The sequence below is a fragment of the Arthrobacter sp. FW306-06-A genome (assembly GCF_021870055.1).
In the GTDB taxonomy this organism is placed as follows: Bacteria; Actinomycetota; Actinomycetes; order Actinomycetales; family Micrococcaceae; genus Arthrobacter.
Map to the genome: position 1 here is coordinate 1,854,058 of NZ_CP084552.1, position 19,990 is coordinate 1,874,047.

Annotated in this window: 17 protein-coding genes; all 17 read left to right on the top strand. The window is 66.3% G+C overall.

Features of this window, described 5'->3' with window-relative positions; all coding sequences use genetic code 11:
• Positions 1-170: 170 nt before the first annotated feature.
• The 17 genes from dinB (at position 171) to LFT49_RS08575 (ending at position 19,965) form a co-directional block, all read left to right on the top strand.
• Complete coding sequence (gene dinB / locus LFT49_RS08495; RefSeq protein ID WP_237430243.1) at positions 171-1,352, top strand: DNA polymerase IV; 1,182 nt, start codon at positions 171-173, stop codon at positions 1,350-1,352.
• Positions 1,353-1,604: 252 nt separating this feature from the next.
• A complete protein-coding gene (locus LFT49_RS08500; protein WP_236802015.1) occupies positions 1,605-1,976 on the top strand; it encodes a DUF3040 domain-containing protein in 372 nt (123 codons plus the stop codon).
• A gap of 354 nt (positions 1,977-2,330) precedes the next feature.
• A complete protein-coding gene (gene mraZ / locus LFT49_RS08505; RefSeq protein ID WP_018763545.1) occupies positions 2,331-2,759 on the top strand; it encodes a division/cell wall cluster transcriptional repressor MraZ in 429 nt (142 codons plus the stop codon).
• Positions 2,760-2,925: 166 nt separating this feature from the next.
• Positions 2,926-3,918 carry a 16S rRNA (cytosine(1402)-N(4))-methyltransferase RsmH gene (gene rsmH / locus LFT49_RS08510; RefSeq protein ID WP_237430244.1) on the top strand — a complete coding sequence of 331 codons (993 nt, stop codon included), beginning with the start codon at positions 2,926-2,928 and terminating at the stop codon, positions 3,916-3,918.
• On the top strand, positions 3,915-4,619 hold the full coding sequence (locus tag LFT49_RS08515) for a hypothetical protein (RefSeq protein WP_236802016.1): 705 nt from the start codon (positions 3,915-3,917) through the stop codon (positions 4,617-4,619). The genes rsmH and LFT49_RS08515 overlap by 4 nt, the downstream gene beginning before the upstream one ends.
• A 48-nt stretch (positions 4,620-4,667) precedes the next feature.
• Positions 4,668-6,470, top strand: a complete 1,803-nt coding sequence (locus LFT49_RS08520; RefSeq protein WP_236802017.1) for a peptidoglycan D,D-transpeptidase FtsI family protein — start codon at positions 4,668-4,670, stop codon at positions 6,468-6,470.
• A 96-nt stretch (positions 6,471-6,566) separates the two neighbouring features.
• Entirely contained in the window at positions 6,567-8,210 is a 1,644-nt protein-coding gene (locus tag LFT49_RS08525; RefSeq protein ID WP_236802018.1) for a UDP-N-acetylmuramoyl-L-alanyl-D-glutamate--2,6-diaminopimelate ligase, read from the top strand.
• Positions 8,211-8,216: 6 nt separating this feature from the next.
• Positions 8,217-9,680 (top strand): UDP-N-acetylmuramoyl-tripeptide--D-alanyl-D-alanine ligase, encoded by a 1,464-nt coding sequence (locus tag LFT49_RS08530; protein WP_237430245.1) that lies wholly within the window; start codon positions 8,217-8,219, stop codon positions 9,678-9,680.
• The gene (mraY, locus tag LFT49_RS08535) at positions 9,677-10,786 is read left to right on the top strand and encodes a phospho-N-acetylmuramoyl-pentapeptide-transferase (RefSeq protein WP_236802020.1); all 1,110 of its coding nucleotides are present in this window, start codon (positions 9,677-9,679) and stop codon (positions 10,784-10,786) included. Before LFT49_RS08530 ends, mraY begins: the two co-directional genes overlap by 4 nt.
• A complete protein-coding gene (gene murD, locus LFT49_RS08540) occupies positions 10,768-12,345 on the top strand; it encodes a UDP-N-acetylmuramoyl-L-alanine--D-glutamate ligase (RefSeq protein WP_237430246.1) in 1,578 nt (525 codons plus the stop codon). The genes mraY and murD overlap by 19 nt, the downstream gene beginning before the upstream one ends.
• 2 nt (positions 12,346-12,347) lie before the next feature.
• A complete protein-coding gene (ftsW, locus tag LFT49_RS08545; RefSeq protein ID WP_237430247.1) occupies positions 12,348-13,673 on the top strand; it encodes a putative lipid II flippase FtsW in 1,326 nt (441 codons plus the stop codon).
• Positions 13,674-13,679: 6 nt separating this feature from the next.
• Positions 13,680-14,780, top strand: coding sequence for an undecaprenyldiphospho-muramoylpentapeptide beta-N-acetylglucosaminyltransferase (gene murG / locus LFT49_RS08550; protein ID WP_237430248.1), 1,101 nt, complete (start codon positions 13,680-13,682; stop codon positions 14,778-14,780).
• Positions 14,777-16,153: a UDP-N-acetylmuramate--L-alanine ligase gene (murC, locus tag LFT49_RS08555; protein WP_237430249.1), complete on the top strand. Its 1,377-nt coding sequence runs from the start codon at positions 14,777-14,779 to the stop codon at positions 16,151-16,153. Before murG ends, murC begins: the two co-directional genes overlap by 4 nt.
• Positions 16,146-17,075, top strand: a complete 930-nt coding sequence (locus LFT49_RS08560) for a cell division protein FtsQ/DivIB (RefSeq protein WP_237430250.1) — start codon at positions 16,146-16,148, stop codon at positions 17,073-17,075. Before murC ends, LFT49_RS08560 begins: the two co-directional genes overlap by 8 nt.
• Positions 17,076-17,259: 184 nt before the next feature.
• A complete protein-coding gene (ftsZ, locus tag LFT49_RS08565; RefSeq protein ID WP_236821780.1) occupies positions 17,260-18,513 on the top strand; it encodes a cell division protein FtsZ in 1,254 nt (417 codons plus the stop codon).
• Between the two features lie 8 nt (positions 18,514-18,521).
• Positions 18,522-19,211: a polyphenol oxidase family protein gene (locus LFT49_RS08570; RefSeq protein ID WP_236821781.1), complete on the top strand. Its 690-nt coding sequence runs from the start codon at positions 18,522-18,524 to the stop codon at positions 19,209-19,211.
• On the top strand, positions 19,204-19,965 hold the full coding sequence (locus LFT49_RS08575) for a YggS family pyridoxal phosphate-dependent enzyme (protein WP_236821782.1): 762 nt from the start codon (positions 19,204-19,206) through the stop codon (positions 19,963-19,965). The genes LFT49_RS08570 and LFT49_RS08575 overlap by 8 nt, the downstream gene beginning before the upstream one ends.
• Positions 19,966-19,990: the final 25 nt, after the last annotated feature.

The window sequence follows — 19,990 nt, forward strand, 5'->3', positions numbered from 1 at the left end:
GACTTTCCTCCTGGTGTTGTTGGCAAAATCAGCCTCCAGTTTAGCCAGCCTCCGCTGCGCTCCCGACAAACAGCAGAGTCCCATAAGCCGATAGGATTGCAGCCGTGGGGCCCGCAGGTACGAACCGACCATCGGCCGCGCGCCCCCAGGGGCGCCGGCGCACATGCATCATGCACGTGGACATGGATGCTTTCTTTGTTTCCGTGGAGCTCCGGACGCGCCCCGAACTTCGCGGCAAGCCCGTGATCGTGGGCTTCCCGGGAGAGCGGTCAGTTGTCCTCTCCGGCTCGTACGAAGCCCGCGCCTTCGGCGTCAAGTCCGCGATGCCCATGGCCGTGGCCATGCGCATGTGTCCGCAGGCGGTGGTCATTGAACCGCGGCACAAGCTCTACTACGAGGTGTCGGGGCAGCTGATGGGGATCTTTGAGTCCATCACCGGGCTCGTGGAGCCCCTCAGTGTGGATGAGGCGTTCCTGGACGTCACCGGCGCGCTCCGCCGGCTGGGGCCGCCGAGGGGAATAGGTGAGCTGATCCGCCGCCGGGTCGCAGCCGAACTGGGCATCACCGCCTCCGTGGGAATCGCCGAGACCAAGTTTGTAGCGAAAATTGCCTCCACCCGGTGCAAGCCGGACGGGCTGCTGCTCATCGGGCCGGATGAAACCGTGCCGTATCTGCACAGCCTTCCCGTAGGTGCCCTGTGGGGTGTAGGGGCGAAAACCGGGGAGGTCCTGGCAAAAATGGGAATCAGGACGGTGGCGGACGTTGCCGCAACCCCGGTCTCCTCCCTTAAGAAGGTCCTGGGGGCCACGGGGGAGCATGTGCACCAGCTTGCCTGGGGCATCGATCCCCGCCCGGTTACCCCGGTGCGGCTGGAAAAGAGCATTGGAGCCGAAGAAACCTTCGCCACGGATACCGACGACGACGCGCTCCTCCGCCGGGAACTCCTGCGGCTCTCGCACCGGACGGCAGGGCGGTTGCGGGGCTCCGGAATGGTGGCCAGGACCGTGGCGCTGAAGTTGCGCTTCGCGGATTTTTCCACCGTAACCCGCAGCAGGACGGTGCAGACTCCGGTGGACAGCGCCCAGCTGATCTACGCAGTGGCACTGCAGCTCCTGGAGTCGCTCGGAACCAGGGCGATGGCCGTAAGGCTCGTGGGCGTCCGGGCAGAGCAGCTCGAGGAGGCGGCGCGTACCTCGCTCCAGCTCAGCATCGACCGCCGGGACGAGAACTGGAGGGCGGCCGAGCAGGCCCTTGACGAGGTGACCCGCAGGTTCGGCAGCAAGTCCGTGCTGCCGGCACGTTTAATGGAGCCGGAAAACCGGGCCGGGGACGGCACGCAACGGCCTGCTTGAGGGATTTGCCGAAGTCATTGCCGTCTTTCAGATCAGGCGTCAACAATCTATCCTTAGAGATACATAGTTTTCGAGTGAATGGACTTACTGCCGGACCCTCTTGGACATGCTCCCGCTCCCGCGACCGCATGCTGAATTCCCGTTTTGCCACGACTGGGAAAACGGGAACTTTCCAGCAATGGCAGGCGTTCCAACGGAGTAGAAGTAGTGGCTGGGATCAGCCCGGACGTTGGCCTACAAAAGGAGGTCGTGATGCCGCTGTCGGAGCACGAACAGAAGCTGCTTGAGCAGCTTGAGAAGCAGCTTCACGAGGACGACCCGAAGTTCGCGAACTCATTGGGTTCGGACCCCGGGCGTTCATGGTCCACGAGGCATGTTGTTATTGGGGTCCTCTGCGCACTGGCCGGCGTGTTCCTGTTGCTGCTCGGTGTCACACTCCAGAACATCTTCGTCGGGGTCCTGGGCTTCGTCGTCATGGGCGGTGGGGTGTACTTCGCCACCATGCGAAGTTCCCGTGGAGGTGCAGCCGCCAAGGGTGGCGGGGCAAAGCCAGGCAAGCAACGGAGTTCATTCATGAGCAGCCTGGAAGAACGCTGGGACGAGCGCCGCAGGGGGGAGCCCTAAACCCCTTGGAGACCCGGATGCCGAATCCCTCCAATTTGCTCCCCTGACCACAGGGGATCGCCCGTGAAGACCCGCTACGGCGGGTCTTTTCGCGTTTAAGAAACGCGGTCCAGGGCATTCCGCCTGTCAGTGCCCGCTTGAGGGAATTCACCGGGACCCGCCAAGACAAAAGCCCTCCACTTTCCACCACCGCCCAAAATTCCCGCTATTTCGGGCCTTCCTTCCCACAATTAGAGCGCCGCAGCCCCCGTTTCGCGTTGACTGTGGTGGAAAGTGGAGTAATGTGGAGGACATAAGAGGGTGGTTGCAACATAGGGGATGTGCAGTTCCTGACAGCGGACAGGCGGTGGGCCAGTGTTTCTGGGCACTCACTCGCCACGTCTGGATGAAAAGGGGCGGATCATTCTCCCGGCCAAGTTCCGCGAGGAGCTTGCCAGCGGCTTGGTGCTCACAAGGGGCCAGGAACGTTGCATCTACGTCTTCAGTGAGAAGGAATTTGCACGGGTCCATGAGCAAATGCGGGAGGCGCCAATCTCCTCCAAGCAGGCACGTGACTACATCCGCGTATTTCTCTCTGGAGCCTCTGACGAGGTACCTGACAAGCAGGGGCGCGTGACCATTCCACCGGCGCTCCGGGAGTACGCAGGACTCGGAAGGGAACTTGCCGTCATCGGCGCCGGTACCCGCGCCGAGATCTGGGACGCCCAGGCTTGGAATGAATACCTCGCGGAGAAGGAGACAGCCTTTTCCGAAACTGACGATCCCATTCCGGGCATTCTCTGAATCCGGAGCGGGGCAGCAGGCGGCTTCTTGGATGAGATCTCCAGCCGGCCCATCGGCTGCCAACCTGGCTCACCTTCCCCGGAGCCAGGCGGGCGGAACGGTAGGTGCGGATGGGGATCTGGTCCCAGAAGCATCAGGTGACAACGACGGCGGGAAAGGACCAGGCATGACCGATCAACCCAAGCCCACGTCCGAACGCCATGTGCCGGTCCTCCGCGACCGGTGCATCAATTTGTTGGCACCGGGCTTCGAAGCGGCGAGGCTCCGCGGGGAAACCCCCATCGCCGTGGACGCAACCCTGGGGATGGGCGGCCACTCCGAGGCCATGCTCCAGAGGTTCCCCGACCTCCACCTCATCGGCATTGACCGTGACGAGGAAGCACTGGCCCTCGCGGGGGAGCGGCTGGCTCCCTTCGCTGCCAGGACCGACCTGGTCCACGCGGTCTACGACGAAATCCAGGACGTGCTGGCAGACCTCGGCGTGGCCGAAGTGCACGGCATCCTGATGGACCTTGGTGTCTCTTCACTGCAGCTGGACGAGCGGGAGCGCGGCTTCGCCTACTCGTTCGATGCCCCGCTGGACATGCGGATGGACACCAGCCGCGGCCAAACGGCAGCGGATGTGGTCAATACCTACAGCGAAGCAGACTTGGTCCGGATCATCCGCAAATGGGGCGAGGAAAAGTTCGCCGGCCGGATCGCCAACCGGATCGTTGCAGCACGTGCGGTGAAGGAGTTCACCACCACCGGCGAACTCGTCGAGCAGATCCGTTCCGTGGTGCCTGCCTCCGCCGCGAAGTCCGGCGGACACCCTGCCAAGCGGACCTTCCAGGCCCTGCGGATCGAGGTCAACGAGGAACTTGATGCTTTGGAACGGGCTGTGCCCGCCGCCGTCGACTCCCTGGCTCTCGGCGGCCGCATCGTGATCATGTCCTACCACTCCCTCGAGGACAAGATCGTCAAAGGCGTCCTCCAGGCCCGCTCGAAGTCTTCTGCTCCCCTCGGCTTCCCCGTGGAGCTGGAAGAGCACAAGCCTGAACTCAAGACCCTGACCAAAGGCACTGAGGTGCCCACCGCCGTCGAAATTGCTGAAAACCCGCGCGCTGCCTCCGCCAGGCTTCGCGCGGCAGAACGAATCAGAGCCAGGAGAGCTGCATGAGCACCGCCGCCGTCAAGAACTTTCCCATCGTTTCCGGCAGTTCGGCGGCCGATGCCAGGCCTGCGGGTGAACCGGGCGTAGGCCGGAAGGGGCGTACGCCGCTTTCCGTCGTCCGCACCGCGCCCCGGAAGCGCCGGGCCCCCTTTGTCGTGCTCTGCTTTGCCATGCTCGCCGTCGCCCTGGTTGCGGTACTGGTCCTGAACATCTCGGTTTCCACCGCGCAGTACCAGTTGGTGGAGTTGCGCGCCAAGCAGAGCTCATTGACCAAGACCAACCAGGACCTGACCCAGCAGGTACAGAACTTCGAGGCCCCGCAGAACCTGGCGGCCAAAGCCACTGAGCTTGGCATGGTGGCGTCCACGGTGAAAGGCCAGATCGATCTGTCCACCCTGTCAGTCACAGGAAAAGCCACCCCGGCAGTGAAGGGTGCAGCGGGTGGAGCGGTCATCCCGGCACCGGCCGTAGCCGGGCAGCTCATTGTCCCGCCGGCTCCCAAGGGTGCAGCAGCGGATAAGGCCACGACGGCGGACGCCGGGAAGGCTTCTCCCGCTCCCGCCGCCGGCCCGGCCCCCGCCGCGAACCCGGCACAGGCCACTGTTCCCCAGCGCCCCGCTGCTGCCCAGGCGGCTGCAGCGGCTCCGGCACCCGCGCTTCACGGCGGCTCCGTTCCGGCGCCCCAGCAGAAGGTCCCCGGGCAGTAGGCCAAAAGGCAGGACAGGCAGCAGCGTCGAGCAGCAAGGAATATCACGGTGGCGGAGAAGACCGGCAAGGCAGGACAAAGCAAGGCACCCAACGCCACGAAACGCTTACGCCTGGGACTGGGCGTCATGCTCACGCTCCTGCTGGTGGTGGGCGGGAAGCTCTTCCTGGTCCAGGGGCTCGACGTCGGGGGCATGGCCGAAGCGGCGTTGAACAGCCGGATGACCTCCGCCATCCTGCCGGCAGAGCGCGGCAGCATCCTTGATTCCCGCGGCACCGTACTGGCCAACAGCGTGATCCGCTACAACATCGTGGTGGACCAGCGGGTCAACACCAAGACGGAGTCCTACAAGCGGCTGGACCAGGCCGACGGCCACGAAAAACTGGTGGACGTCAGCCGCGACCAGGCGATTTCCGAGCTTGCCGCCGCCCTCGGCATGGACACCAACGCCGTCCGGGACGCGGTCACCGGCCAGCAGCCGTATCACATCGTGGCCAAGGACGTGAAGCCCGACGTCGAGGACCGCATCTCTAAACTCCAGGTGCCCGGCATCGTTGCCGAGGGCGTCAGCAAGCGCGTCTACCCGAACGGCGCTGTGGCCGGGGGAGTGGTGGGTTTCCTCCAGGACGGCACTACCGGGCTGGCCGGGATCGAGCAGACCCAGGACGACCAACTCAAGGGCAAGGACGGCAAGCGCCTGTTCGAGATCGGCGCCGATGGATTGCGCATCCCGGTGGGCCTGGACGAGCTGACTCCGCCGCAGAACGGCAAGGACGTCAAGCTCACGCTGAACTCCGATCTTCAGTACTTTGCGCAGCAGGCCGTTCAAAGCCAGGCGGACAAGCTCAGCGCCGAGTGGGGCGTCATCATCGTGATGGATGCCAAAACTGGAAACCTCCTGGCCCTGGCCGACACGAACTCCCCGGACCCCAACAACCCGGGACTGGTGGCAGCCAAGGACCGCGGCGTCCGCTCCGTGACCGCAGCCTATGAGCCCGGTTCCGTGGAGAAGATGATGACGGCAGCAGCTGTGATCGACGAGGGACTTGCGAAACCGCTCGACACCTTCACCATCCCGCCCACCTACACGGTTGACGGCCAGACGTTCAGCGACGCTTTCACCCACGGAACCGAGGAACGGACGCTGGCGGGCATCATCGGGTACTCCATGAACACCGGAACCGTCATGGCCGGCCAGCGGCTTAGCAAGGAACAGCGCTATGACTGGCTGAAGAAGTTCGGCATCGGCGAGGCGCCGGATATCGGCCTGCCGGCCACCGCCGCCGGCATCCTCACGCCACCGGACCAGTGGGATGGACGCCAGCAGTACACCGTATTGTTCGGGCAGGGAGTTTCCCAGTCCACGCTCCAGACGGTCCGTGCCTACCAGAGCATCGCCAACAACGGCGTCATGCTGCAGCCACGGCTGATCGATTCCTACATCTCGCCTGACGGCACGGAGGAGAAGGTGCCGGCCCAGCCGTCACGGCAGGTTGTCTCCGACAGCACGGCCCAGCAGGTCCAGGACATCCTGGAAAGCGCCGTCACCGAGGGCGAAATCAAGGACGCCGGAATCGACGGCTACCGGGTGGGAGCCAAGACCGGCACGTCGGAGTCACCGTGCGACGACGGCAAGTCGGGCTACTGCGGCTACACGGCCTCCATCGTGGGAATGGCGCCGATGGATGATCCGCGGTTTATTGTGGAGGTGGTGCTCCAGCGGCCGAAGGGCAGCATCTACGGCATCACCAACGGGCCGGTGTTCCGGTCCGTCATGAGCCAGGCGCTGCGGACCTACAACGTCCAGCCTTCAACCGGTACGCCGGCCAGGATGCCCCAGTACGCCAAATAGCGGCCGCGCGGGGCCGGAAGTACCAGCAGCATCCAGCGCATCAAAGTGCCCGGGGCGAACCATGCCGGGCACGCACTAGCACCATCGGAGATCCCCTTGTCAGAGTTCACCACGCCCGGCAGCGACGCTGCACGAGACGAAGCCCGGGATGAAAGTCCAGGCCGCTTCCGGCCCGCAGCCGTAGCTGCCGTCCCGCTGGCCGCCGTCGGGAAGTCCCTTGGCGTAACTGTGCCCGAACCCGCCGCTGACGTGGAGATCACGGGGATATCGCTGAACTCGCGCACCGTTGAGCCCGGCGACCTGTACGTGGCGCTGCCCGGAGCCAGCAGGCACGGCGCCGACTTCGCCTCCGACGCCATCGGTGCTGGGGCAGTGGCCGTGCTGACAGACGACGCCGGTGCGCGGCTGCTCGCCCTGTCCGCGGACACGCCCGTCCCGGTGCTCGTCGTCGGGAATCCCCGCAACGAGGTGGGACCGCTCTCCGCGATGATCTACCGCAGCCAGCCCGCTGACGGCCGGCCACTGCGGCTGTTCGGTGTGACAGGAACCAACGGGAAGACCACTACCACCTACTTCATCACCTCCCTGCTGCGTGCGCTCCGGCAGAAGACCGGCCTGATCGGAACCATCGAAATCCTGGCCGGCGGGGAACCGATCCCCAGCCTCCTGACCACGCCCGAATCGCCTGAGGTCCACGGGCTGCTGGCGCTCATGCGCGAACGCGGGCTCGACGCTGCCGCCATGGAAGTGTCCTCCCACGCCATCTCCTACCAGCGCGTGGACGGCCTGCTCTTTGACGTCGCGGGTTTCACCAACCTCACCCAGGACCACTTGGACCTGCACAACACCATGGAGGAGTACTTTGCCACCAAGGCGGAACTCTTCACGCCCGGGCGCACCCGCCGGGCGGTAGTGACGGTCGACGACGAGTGGGGACGCCGGCTGGCCGGCAGCACCCAGGTGCCGGTCACCACGCTCAGCACGGGCGGCAGCACCCAGGCGGATTGGACAGTTGCAGCAACGGCGCCGCGGGGGCTTGGTACCGACTTCACGCTTGCGGGTCCCTCAGGCGCCACCCTGCAGATCCACACCGGACTGCCCGGCAGCTTCAACGTTGCCAACGCGGCCCTGGCTGCGCTGATGGTCCTTGCGTCCGGTGTGGACCTGGCCGATCTGCAGGCCGCCCTGGACGCCGCCGACCCCTTCACCGTGGCCGTGCCCGGACGGATGCAGCTGATCGCCGAGCAGCCCGCCGCCGTGGTGGACTTCGCCCACAACACCGACGCCCTGGCCCGGGCCCTGGAAGCCGTCCGCGCGCCCCAACCGGACTCCCGGCTGATCGTGGTGTTCGGTGCCACCGGACAACGTGACCAGGGCAAGCGACCCGCGATGGGTGCCATTGCGGCCCGGCTTGCCGACACCGTAATCATCACCGACGACGACCCCCACGACGAGGACGCGGCTGCGATCCGCGCCGACGTGATGGCCGGGGCACGTGAAGCCCTGGCCAGCGGGTCATCGGGGGCAGAGCTGTTGGAGGTCTTCCCCCGCGACGAAGCCATCCGCCACGCCGTGTCCCTTGCCCGCCCACAGGACACCATCCTGGTGGCGGGCCGCGGGCACGAAGTCTGGCAGGAAGTGAAGGGCGTCAACCTTGCCCTGGACGACAGGGTGGAACTGCGCAGCGCCTTGACAGCCAGGGGATTCAACGTTCTCCATGACGACCGGATAGAGTCCTAGACCGAGATGATTGCATTTACTGCGGCGGAAATCGCCGAAATCACCAGCGGGCGCCTGGACGCCGATCCCGGACTAACGCCCCTCTCGGTGGTGACGGATTCACGCGAAGCCACACCGGGTTCGCTTTACGTCGCGAAGCCGGGCGAATATGCCGACGGCCATGACTTCATCGACGCCGCCTTTGGCGCGGGCGCCGTACTGGCACTCGTCGAGCGCCCGGTGTCCGCACCGGACGGCAAGGCGTACCCTTCGATCGTGGTGGACGACGCCGTCCTGGCCATGGGCGCACTTGCCGCCGAAGCCGTCCGCCGGATCCGTGCCGCACGTGCGGCAGCAGGAGAGCAGCTGACGGTGATTGGAATCACCGGTTCCGCGGGCAAGACCACCACCAAGGACCTCCTGGCCGGAATCCTGGCCACGCAAGGCAACACGGTGGCACCGCAAGGCTCCTACAACGGCGAGGTGGGCGTCCCGCTCACGGTTTTCCGGGCCGGCACAGACACCCGCTACCTCGTTATCGAGATGGGGGCCACCGGGATCGGCCACATCCGCTACCTCGCAGAGATGGTCAAGCCGGACATCGGGGTGGTCCTGGCTGTAGGTACCGCGCACGCCGGCGAGTTCGGGGGAGTGGAGAACATTGCGCTGGCCAAGGGCGAGATGGTCGAAGGCCTGACCGCCGCGGGCACCGCGATCATCAACCTCGACGACGAGCGCGTGGCAGCCATGCGCAGCCGTACCTCCGCTGCCGTCCTCGGCTTTTCCGCAGACGGACGCGCGGATGCACAGGTCCAGGCGCTCAACGTGGATACCAACGCCGGGGGCGGCCCCGAATTCGACCTCCAGCTGCCGGATGGCGCTGCTCCCCGGCACGTAAGCAGCCGGCTCATCGGCGCGCACCACGTGGGAAACCTGCTCGCAGCCGCTGCAGCCGCATGGGCTGCCGGAGTGCCGGGAGACCACATCGCGGATTCGCTGAGCAACCAGGCCGCCGCCAGCCGTTGGCGCATGGAACGCACCGAGCGGCAGGACGGCGTGACCGTCATCAACGATGCATACAACGCCAACCCCGAGTCCATGCGGGCGGCCCTTCGAACCCTTGCCGACCTTGGCCGCGGCCGCCGCACCTGGGCCGTCCTGGGGGCCATGCTGGAACTGGGCGACGACTCCATCCGCGAGCACACCGCCGTCGGAACCCAAGTGGTGCGCCTCAACATCTCCAGGCTGCTGGTGGTGGGCCGCGAGGCCCGGGCACTCTACGTTTCAGCCGTGCAGGAAGGGTCGTGGGGGGACGAATGCCTCTTCGCCGAAACGGTGGATGAGGCCTACGAAGTCCTGGACGCCGAACTCCAGCCCGGCGACCTGGTGTTGTTCAAGTCCTCCAACAGCGTGGGACTTCGCCATTTGGGCGATCGGATAGCATTACCCCGAACCTCCACCCCTGCCGACGAAAGGAGCACTCTGCTGTGATTGCTCTGTTGATCGGCGCAGGCCTGGCCCTGCTGTGCTCCCTGGTGGGCACCCCGCTTTTCATCCGCCTCCTGGTGCACCGCGGCTATGGCCAGTTCATCCGTGACGACGGCCCCACATCGCACCACACCAAGCGCGGCACCCCCACCATGGGCGGAACCGTGGTGGTGGCCTCCGTACTGCTGAGCTACGGTCTCACCCACCTCATCATGCTGATGATGAACCCAGACTCACCGGGACCATCAGCCTCGGCCCTGATCCTGCTGTTCCTCATGGTGGGCATGGGCCTGGTGGGCTTCCTGGACGACTTCATCAAGATCTCCCGGCAGCGCAGCCTTGGCCTCAATGCCAAGGCCAAGCTCATCCTCCAGGCCGCCGTAGGCATCATCTTCGCCATCCTTGCGCTGAACTTCCCCAATAGCGCCGGACTGACGCCCGCGTCCACGAAGATCTCCCTGGTCCGGGACCTGCCCTGGCTCGACCTCGCCTTCGGCGGCACCGTCCTTGGCGCCATCCTCTTCGTCATTTGGTCGAACCTTATCGTCACCGCGGCCACCAACGGCGTGAACCTTACTGACGGCCTCGACGGCCTGGCGGCCGGCGCATCAATCATGGTTTTCGGCGCTTACACGCTCATGGGCATATGGCAGAGCAACCAGGCCTGCGGTTCCCCCAGGGAGGCCGGCAGCGGCTGCTACTTGGTCAGGGACCCCCTGGACCTGGCGCTCCTGGCCGCCATCCTCAGCGCCGCGCTGGTGGGGTTCCTCTGGTGGAACACATCGCCGGCAAAGATCTTCATGGGCGACACAGGTTCGCTGGCCATCGGCGGCGCGGTGGCGGGCTTCGCCATCCTGTCCCGCACCGAACTCCTGCTGGGCATCGTGGGCGGTCTCTTCGTGCTGATCACCCTGTCCGTCATCATCCAGGTGGGCTACTTCAAGGCAACAGGCGGCAAGCGCGTGTTCAAGATGGCGCCGCTGCAGCACCACTTCGAACTGAAGGGGTGGGCCGAAGTGACCGTCGTGGTCCGGTTCTGGATCCTGGGCGGACTCTTCGTTGCCGTCGGATTGGGCATTTTCTACGCTGAATGGGTTGTACTGCTGTGACCGTTTCCCCACGCCTGGCAAACCTCGTCTCCTGGGACTCCGACTGGGCCGGCCTGCGTGTCGTCGTCACGGGCATCGGGGTGTCGGGTTTCGCCGCTGCGGACACCCTCATCGAACTCGGTGCACGCGTCGTGGTAGTCGACGCCGCCACCAGCGAGACGGCCCACGCCCACGCGGACACTTTGAAGATCGTGGGTGCCGCCGACGTGCTGCTCGGTCCCGACGCGGTCACGCACATTCCCCGCATCGACGGCGAGCTTCCGGAACTGATCGTGACCTCGCCCGGATGGCGCCCGGACCAGGCGCTGCTCGCAGCAGCGGCACGGGCACACATTCCGGTGTGGGGCGACGTCGAACTTGCCTGGCGGGTGCGGGTAAGGGAAGGCCGGAAGACGGCCGACTGGCTGGCAATCACCGGAACCAACGGCAAGACCACCACGGTGGGACTTACCGAATCCATGCTGCGCGCCGCCGGCCTCAAAGCCATCGCCGTCGGCAATGTGGGCACCCCCATCCTGGATGCCCTCCGCGATCCCGTCGAGTACGACGTCTTCGCCGTCGAACTCTCGAGCTTCCAGCTCCACTGGGCCGAATCCGTGTCGCCCGTGGCGAGCGTCTGCCTGAACGTGGCCGAAGACCACGTCGACTGGCACGGTTCCTATGATTCATACCTCGCTGACAAAGCCAAGGTGTACGAGCGGACCCAGAAGGCCTGCATCTACAACGCCGAGCAGATCGAAACCGAGCGCATGGTGGAAAACGCCGACGTCGTGGAGGGCTGCCGAGCCGTGGGCTTCACCACTGTCACGCCGGCCATCAGCATGCTTGGCGTGGTGGAAGGGCTGCTGGTGGACCGCGCCTTCATCGAGGAGCGCAGGAACAGCGCGGCTGAACTGGCCTCGATGGCAGACCTTGGACCGCTGGCCCCGCGCCACATGGTGGCCAACGCCCTTGCCGCAGCCGGCCTGGTCCGCGCGTACGGCGTGGACGCCAAGGCAGTCCGCCAGGGCATCCTCGATTACGTTCCGGGCGACCACCGCATCCAGCCGGTCGCCCGCATGAACGGCGTGCTCTGGGTCAATGACTCCAAGGCCACCAACCCCCACGCGGCCTCCGCATCCCTGTCGGCCTTCAGCAACGTCGTCTGGATCGCCGGTGGCCTGTCCAAAGGCGTGAGCTACGACGAGCTGGTCCGGGACCACGCCCCACGGCTCAAGGCAGTGGTACTGATCGGTACGGACACCGCCCACCTCCGGGAAGCCCTCCAGCGACACGCGCCCGATGTCCCGGTGATTGAACCGGAGTCAGGTGAGACTGAAGGGGTGCAGACTGCTTCGGCGCCCGATGGCACGTCCGGCGGTTCCCCCGGCAAGGGAGAACGGGTGATGTCCTGGGCCGTTGCGTCAGCAGCACGGATCGCCGAATCGGGCGATACCGTGCTGATGGCTCCGGCAGCTGCTTCCATGGATCAGTTCTCTTCCTACGCTCACCGTGGTGGTACTTTCATCGACGCTGTCCGCGAGCTGGTGGAAGGGCAGGCCCAGACCGGCGAGGAGTAACGATGGCCAGTACGCCCACCCGGCCCCAGGCCGGCAGGACGCGCCCCGGCTCAACGGCTGCCGCCTCCCGGCAGCCGGCAGCGGCAGGCGCGAAACTGCGCACCGCGTACCGGCGGTTCTGGGCCCTGCTGGAGGGAACCGGCAAGTCCCGGAACGGCTCCACGTACTACCTGATCCTTGGCGCCACCCTCGCGTTGACGGCCATCGGGATCATGATGGTCCTCTCCGCCTCCAGCGTTGAATCCATCGCCGCCGGAAAGTCGCCCTACGGGGACGCGCTGAAGCAGGGTGTCTTCGCTGCCATCGGCATATTTACCATGTTCGTGCTCTCGCGCATCAACGTCACCTGGCTGAAGCGGCTGGCCTGGCCCGCCGTCGGGTTCGCCGTGGCGCTCCTTGCCCTGGTGCAGGTGGTGGGCACGGAGATCAACGGCAACCGGAACTGGGTTGACCTGGGCGGCATCACGTTCCAGCCGTCCGAAGCCGCCAAACTGGCCCTCGCCCTATGGTTGGCCACGGTGCTGGCCAGGAAGGGCAGGCTTCTCAGCCGCTGGCAGCACGTGCTGGTCCCCGCCGTCCCCATGGCGGCCATCATCGTCGTGCTGATCCTGGTGGGCAACGACCTGGGCACGGCCATGATCATCATGATGATCATGGCGGCCGCGCTGTTCTTCGCAGGCGTCCCCCTCTACCTCTTCGGCATTGCAGGCCTTGTCGCCGCTGCCGGCACCACCGTCATGGCCGTGACCAGTTCCAACCGCATGTGCCGCATCACCTCCTGGTGGACCGGCCAATCCTGCGCCGACGGCATCGACGCCAACTACCAGGCCACCAACGGCATGTACGGCCTTGCCTCAGGGGGCTGGCTGGGGGTTGGCCTTGGACAGAGCCGGCAAAAGTACAGCTGGATCCCCGAAGCCCACAACGACTTCATTTTCGCCATCATCGGCGAGGAACTCGGCCTGGTGGGGACCGTCGTCGTCCTGGTTCTTTTCGCGATCCTCGGCGCTGCGATCTACCGCGTGGTGGTGGCACAGGAGGACATGTTCCACCGGGTCCTGGCGGGCACCATCATGGTGTGGCTGCTGGGCCAGGCCACGGTGAACATGTCTGTAGTCACCGGCCTGATGCCCGTCATCGGCGTGCCGCTGCCGTTTATTTCGTACGGCGGCTCGGCCCTGCTGATGTCGCTGTGTGCCGTGGGGGTGGTCCTCTCGCTGGCCCGGGAACAGATGGCCCCGGCCATTCGGCCCAAGCGGATGCTGAAGTTCCGGATCCGGCCAGCGCGGGACAAGAGCCAACCAAAGAATTCCAGAAAGCGTGCCTAACCCCAGATGACTTCGACAAAACCCTCCATCGTCCTGGCGGGCGGCGGAACAGCCGGCCATATCAGCCCGCTGCTCGCCATCGCCGCCGCCATCCGCAGCGATGCTCCCGATGCCGCCATCCTGGCCGTGGGGACGCCCGCGGGCATGGAAACCCGGCTGGTTCCCGCCGCAGGCGTGGACCTCGCCACAATTGACCGCGTACCTTTTCCGCGGAAGCCGTCCGCGGACCTGCTCCGGCTGCCCGGCAGGCTGGCCGGCGCCGTACGCCAGGCCGGAGCCATCCTCGACCGGGCGCAGGCCGACGTACTGGTGGGCGTGGGCGGATATGTCTGCACCCCGATGTACCTGGCGGCGCGGAAGCGCGGCACACCCATCGTGATCCACGAGGCGAACGCGCGCCCCGGGCTGGCCAACAGGGTGGGAGCCTTCCTGGGCGGACGGGTGGCAGTGGCCTTTGAGGGCACACCGCTCCGCAACGCCGCGCATGTTGGTATGCCTATGCGCAGGGAGATTTCCAGCCTTGACCGGAAGACCGCCCGTACTGCCGCGCTGGAGGCGCTGGGGCTTGATCCCCAACAGCCCACCTTGATCGTCACCGGCGGTTCGTCAGGCGCGCAAAGCATCAACCGGACCATCGCAGCGGCGGTCGGACTGCTTGCCGAAGCGGGCGTCCAGACCCTGCACATCACCGGCCGGGGCAAAACTGTCCTGGACCAGGCCGGCCGGCCCCTCACGGCCAAGGGGTACCGGCAGGTGGAGTACATCGACGGAATGGAACTTGCCTATGCTGCCGCCGACCTGCTGCTGGCAAGGTCCGGGGCGGCCACGGTGTCCGAGGTCGCAGCGGTAGGGGTCCCGGCAGTCCTGGTGCCCCTGCCCATCGGCAACGGGGAACAGGCGCTGAACGCAAAGGGCCTGGTGGCCGCCGGCGGCGCGCTGCTGGTGGCAGACCGCGATTTCACGGCTGCATGGGTCAAGCGCGAGCTGATCCCGCTGATCACTGATAAAGCACGGCTCGCCGCCATGGAAGCCAAGTCCTACCGGCTCGGCATCCGAAACGCCGACCAGCGAATGGCTGGTCTTGTCCTGGAAGCGGTATCAGCATGAGCCCCCACAACCTGCCCGGCCTGGACTCCCTTGGAAAGGTGCACTTCATTGGCATCGGGGGAGTAGGCATGTCCGCCGTGGCCCGCATCATGGTGGCCCGCGGTGTCCCCGTCAGCGGCTCCGATGCCAAGGATCTGCCGGTCATGGCAGACCTCGCTGCGGCCGGGGCACGCATCGCGGTGGGTTACGCAGCCGGAAACCTGGGCGACGCGCAGACCGTCGTGGCCGGATCGGCAATCCGGGAAGACAATCCTGAACTGGCGGCGGCACGGGTCGCAGGGCTGCCGGTGCTGCACCGTTCGCAGGCTTTGGCGGCCACCATGGGCGATGACGTCGTGGTGACCGTGGCCGGAACGCACGGCAAGTCCACCACGACGTCGATGATCACCGTCCTGCTGCGGGCAGCCGGCCTGGATCCCAGCTTCGCCGTGGGAGCCAATATTCCCGCGCTTGGGGTCAACGCAGCCCACGGGACCTCAGGAATTTTCGTCGCCGAGGCAGACGAATCGGACGGCTCCTTCCTGAACTACCGGCCCCGCATCGCCGTCGTCACCAACGTTGAGCCTGACCACCTCGACTACTACGGCACCGCGGAAGCCGTCTACCAGTCGTTCGACCGGTTCACTGAGCTGCTGCCGTCGGACGGCCTGCTGGTAGCCTGCGCGGACGATCCGGGAGCGCTGGCCCTGGCCGAACGGACCAGGGAGCGGGGCAACACCCGGGTGGTCCTGTACGGCACCGGCGAGACGGCGGACGTCAGGTTGGACGACGGCGGCCCGGGCCAGGTTGCGGTGGCAACAGGCGGTGCACGCTACGGCCTGTCGCTGCAGGTTCCGGGCCGCCACAACGCCCTGAACGCCGCGGCCGCCTTTGCCGTGGCCCTTGAACTCGGCGTGGACCCGGCAGCCGCGGCCGAGGGCCTGGCCCACTTCGCCGGCGCGTCCCGGCGCTTCGAGCTCAAGGGCACGGCGCGTGGGGTGCGGGTCTTTGACGACTATGCCCACCACCCCACCGAAGTCCGTGCGGCCCTGACCGCAGCCCGTTCGGTGGCGGGCGGCAGCAAGGTCCATGTCCTTTTCCAGCCACACCTGTTTTCACGCACCCGCGAGTTCGCGGCAGAGTTTGCCGCGGCCCTCAACCTGGCCGACACCGCCCTGGTCCTGGATATCTACCCCGCCAGGGAAGACCCCATTCCCGGGGTCACCAGCCAGCTCATTGCCGATCACCTCACCCAGGGCGGCCGGCTGGTCAGCGCCGATGAGGCGGTGGAGACGCTTGCCGCAGCGGCAGGTGAAGGGGACGTCGTCCTCACCGTCGGCGCAGGAGACGTCACTGCCTACGGGCCCCGAATCGTGGAGGCACTCCATGCCTAGCTCCCGCCGCCCCACCTACGCCCCGCCCAAACGGAACAGCAGCCCCGCGCCCCGGCTGGGGGACAGCGGGCCGGAAGAGGTGCCCGGCGGCGCCGGCGGGGATGTGATCACCGCGTCGCGCAGCATACCGGACCAGGCGGCAGCGAAACCCGCGCAGAAACCCGCGCAGAAGCCGGCGCAGGAGCAGAAACCTGCCGGGGCAACCGTCCTGGCATTTCCGGAGCCAAAGGGCCGGCGGCGGCGGAAGAAAGTCGTGCTCGCCGTCGGAACCGTGATTGCGCTGGTGGCCGCACTGCTGGCTGCCGCAATCTACTCACCTGTCCTGGCCCTGAAGACCGTCTCAGTCTCCGGCACCCGCCTGGTCACCCCGGAGCAGGTGCAGGCGGCGCTGGAGCCCCTCCGCGGCAAGCCCCTGCCGCAGATCAGCGACGATGATGTGCGCGGGCTGCTCGGCTCCCTGATCCAGGTGAAATCCGTCTCCGTCGAGGCGCGCCCGCCATCCACCCTTGCCGTCGCCGTGCACGAGCGGGTACCGGTGGCCCTGGTCAAACAGGGGGAGCAGTACCAGTTGGTGGACGTCGACGGCGTGCGATTGGGCACCACCGACGATCCGGCGTCAGCGTCCCTGCCCGTGATCGACGGCGGCGCCGGGGCGATCGGGCAGGACCTGTTCCGCGCCACCGCGGCAGTCCTGGGTGCGCTGCCTGCCGATGTGCTGGCCAAGCTGTCCAATGCGTCCGCGCAGTCCGTGGATGCCGTCGAACTCAAGCTCGTGGACGGCCAGATCATCGTGTGGGGCAACGCCTCGGAGAAGGAACTCAAGGCCAAGGTCCTGGCCGCGCTCCTCAAGGCTCCGGCGGATCCGAAGAACCCCGTCAAGGTCTACGATGTCAGTGTGCCCCGGCACCCCGTGACGCGCTGAGCGCTTTCTTTCCCGGTATTAATCCGACACGCGGACCCGGTTATTGAATGTGTGCACCAGAGGAAATACCGTCACAGACAAGAGTTACTTGACATAACTATAACCTTCAACTCGAAGGTTAAGGTTGCAGGCTTCAAGCTCTCCATCAGTTTTCGCAATAAGACACGAACAAGGGACACGTAACGTGGCAGCTCCGCAGAATTACTTGGCCGTCATCAAAGTCGTCGGCATCGGCGGCGGTGGCGTGAACGCAGTCAACCGCATGATCGAGGTCGGCCTCAGGGGTGTTGAATTCATTGCCATCAACACCGACGCCCAGGCCCTGCTGATGAGCGACGCGGACGTGAAGCTCGACGTCGGACGCGAGCTGACCCGCGGCCTGGGCGCCGGCGCCAACCCCGAGGTGGGCAAGCAGGCCGCCGAGGATCACGCGGACGAAATCGAGGAAGTCCTCCGCGGCGCGGACATGGTCTTCGTCACCGCCGGCGAGGGTGGCGGCACGGGCACCGGCGGCGCGCCTGTCGTTGCCCGCATCGCCCGCTCGCTTGGTGCCCTGACCATCGGTGTGGTGACGCGCCCCTTCACTTTCGAGGGCCGCCGCCGTGCCGGTTCTGCGGAGGCGGGCATCGATGCCCTGCGCGACGAAGTGGACACCCTGATCGTGATCCCCAACGACCGCCTGCTCTCCATCAGCGACCGCAACGTGTCCGTCCTTGACGCGTTCCGCTCCGCTGACCAGGTGCTGCTTTCCGGTGTCCAGGGCATCACGGACCTCATCACCACGCCGGGCCTGATCAACCTCGACTTCGCGGACGTTAAGTCCGTCATGCAGGGCGCCGGCTCAGCCCTCATGGGCATTGGCTCCGCCAGGGGCGAAGACCGTGCCGTCAAGGCTGCTGAACTGGCCATCGCCTCGCCGCTGCTGGAGGCATCCATCGACGGCGCCCACGGCGTGCTGCTGTCCATTCAGGGCGGCTCCGACCTTGGCCTGTTCGAAATCAACGAGGCCGCGCGGCTGGTCCAGGAAGTGGCCCACCCCGAAGCCAACATCATCTTTGGCGCCGTCATCGATGACGCCCTTGGCGATGAAGCGCGCGTGACAGTGATCGCGGCCGGGTTCGACGACGTCAAGGCCACCTCGCCCTCCATGGACCAGTCCCAGCCGCAGGCCGCCCCGCAGCGGCCCGCTGCCCCTGCAGCCGCTCCGGCCTCGGCCCACCCGCAAAACGGAAACCACCAGGGCAACGGAAACCACCAGCAGAACGTCCAGCCGCTCCACGCCGGTATCGGCGCTGCGGGACTCAGCAACTGGGGCCAGCAGCGTCCCTCTGCCGTCCCTGCCGATTCGGGCTTCGATGTCGACCTGCCTTCCGTGGTGGAGCCGGACCTTACCGGCAACCACCCGGATGACCTGGATGTCCCCGACTTCCTGAAGTAGGCGGCGGCTTGTTCCATTGGCGTGCCGACATCCTGCCCGGGGTGTCGGCCGCATTCACCAATGTGGATGCAGGAAACCTGGCCCTGCACGTGGGGGACGATCCCGCCAGGGTCCAGGGGCGCCGAGCACGCCTGGAGCAGTCCATCGGTGTGGGACCGCAGTCGCTGCGCTTCATGAACCAAGTGCACGGCACCACGGTTGTGCTGATGGACGCGGAGTCACCGGCCCCTGAGGCCGACGCCATGGTGTCCCGCGGACTGCCCCTGGCGGTCATGGTGGCGGACTGCATCCCGGTGCTGCTGGCGGGGGAGTCCGGGAACGGTCCGGTCCTTGCCGCAGTGCATGCAGGCCGCCCCGGCGTCGCGAACGGTATCCTGCCCGCCGCGGTGGAGAGCATGGAGTCTCTTGGCGCTACCCGGATCCGCGCTTGGCTGGGGCCGTCAATCTGCGGGTCCTGCTACGAAGTTCCAGCCGCCCTGCGCGATGGCGTGGCAAACATGGTTCCCGCGACCTGGAGCACTACGTCCTGGGGTACACCAGCCCTTGACCTCCCTGCCGGCGCTAGGAGCCAGCTTGAGTCCGTTGGCGTGGACGTGGAATACGCAGGGGACTGCACCCTTGAGACTGAAACGCTCTATTCATACCGCCGGGACCGGGACACAGGCCGTTTTGCCGGACTGGTCTGGTGCCATGACTGATCTGTCGGCTCCCGGGCAGGGCCAAACTGAAGACGCGCGTACCGAAGAACTTGCCCAGCGGCTTGCCGCGGTACGCTCCCGGATCGCCACGGCGGCTGAAAGTGCGGGCCGCAGCAACCGGCTGCCCGCCCTGATCGTGGTCACCAAGTTCCACCCTGCGCAGGACATCCGGCGGCTTGCAGCCTTGGGAATCAAAGATGTCGGTGAGAACCGCGACCAGGAAGCCGCCGCCAAGGCGCTGGAACTTGCCGACCTCGCCCTCACTTGGCATTTCGTTGGCCAGCTGCAGACCAAGAAGGCCAAGTCCGTGGCACGCTATGCCTCCGCTGTCCACTCGGTGGACCGGCCGCAGCTCGTGGATGCGTTGGCAAAAGCCGTGCGGAATGAGATCGAGTCCAGCGGCCGCGCCCCGCTGGACTGCTTCATCCAGGTCAACCTCGAAGATCCAGCGGACGACGACGGCACGCACCGCGGTGGGGCAGCGCCCGCCGCTGTGCCGCTCCTGGCAGAAGGAATCACCCGTTCTGCGGGCCTGAACCTCGCCGGCGTGATGGCGGTTGCTCCGCTGGGGGTCCCGGCGGAGCCGGCGTTCGAAAAGCTTGCCGGGATCTCCGCCCGGCTCGTGGCGGCTTACCCCGCTGCAACCGCCATTTCCGCAGGCATGAGCCAGGATCTCGAAGCAGCCATCAAGTTTGGGGCGACACACCTGCGAATCGGTTCCGATATTCTCGGTTCCCGTCCTGCCGTGGGGTAGCGTCGGAGCTATTGGAAGTGATGGG

Excerpts from the sequence above, each read along its gene's own strand:
- dinB (WP_237430243.1), top strand. The coding sequence starts at position 171 with ATGCACGTGGACATGGATGCTTTCTTTGTTTCCGTGGAGCTCCGGACG.
- LFT49_RS08500 (WP_236802015.1), top strand. The coding sequence starts at position 1,605 with ATGCCGCTGTCGGAGCACGAACAGAAGCTGCTTGAGCAGCTTGAGAAG.
- rsmH (WP_237430244.1), top strand. The coding sequence starts at position 2,926 with ATGACCGATCAACCCAAGCCCACGTCCGAACGCCATGTGCCGGTCCTC.
- LFT49_RS08515 (WP_236802016.1), top strand. The coding sequence starts at position 3,915 with ATGAGCACCGCCGCCGTCAAGAACTTTCCCATCGTTTCCGGCAGTTCG.
- LFT49_RS08530 (WP_237430245.1), top strand. The coding sequence starts at position 8,217 with ATGATTGCATTTACTGCGGCGGAAATCGCCGAAATCACCAGCGGGCGC.
- murD (WP_237430246.1), top strand. The coding sequence starts at position 10,768 with ATGGGTTGTACTGCTGTGACCGTTTCCCCACGCCTGGCAAACCTCGTC.
- ftsW (WP_237430247.1), top strand. The coding sequence starts at position 12,348 with ATGGCCAGTACGCCCACCCGGCCCCAGGCCGGCAGGACGCGCCCCGGC.
- murG (WP_237430248.1), top strand. The coding sequence starts at position 13,680 with ATGACTTCGACAAAACCCTCCATCGTCCTGGCGGGCGGCGGAACAGCC.
- murC (WP_237430249.1), top strand. The coding sequence starts at position 14,777 with ATGAGCCCCCACAACCTGCCCGGCCTGGACTCCCTTGGAAAGGTGCAC.
- LFT49_RS08560 (WP_237430250.1), top strand. The coding sequence starts at position 16,146 with ATGCCTAGCTCCCGCCGCCCCACCTACGCCCCGCCCAAACGGAACAGC.
- LFT49_RS08575 (WP_236821782.1), top strand. The coding sequence starts at position 19,204 with ATGACTGATCTGTCGGCTCCCGGGCAGGGCCAAACTGAAGACGCGCGT.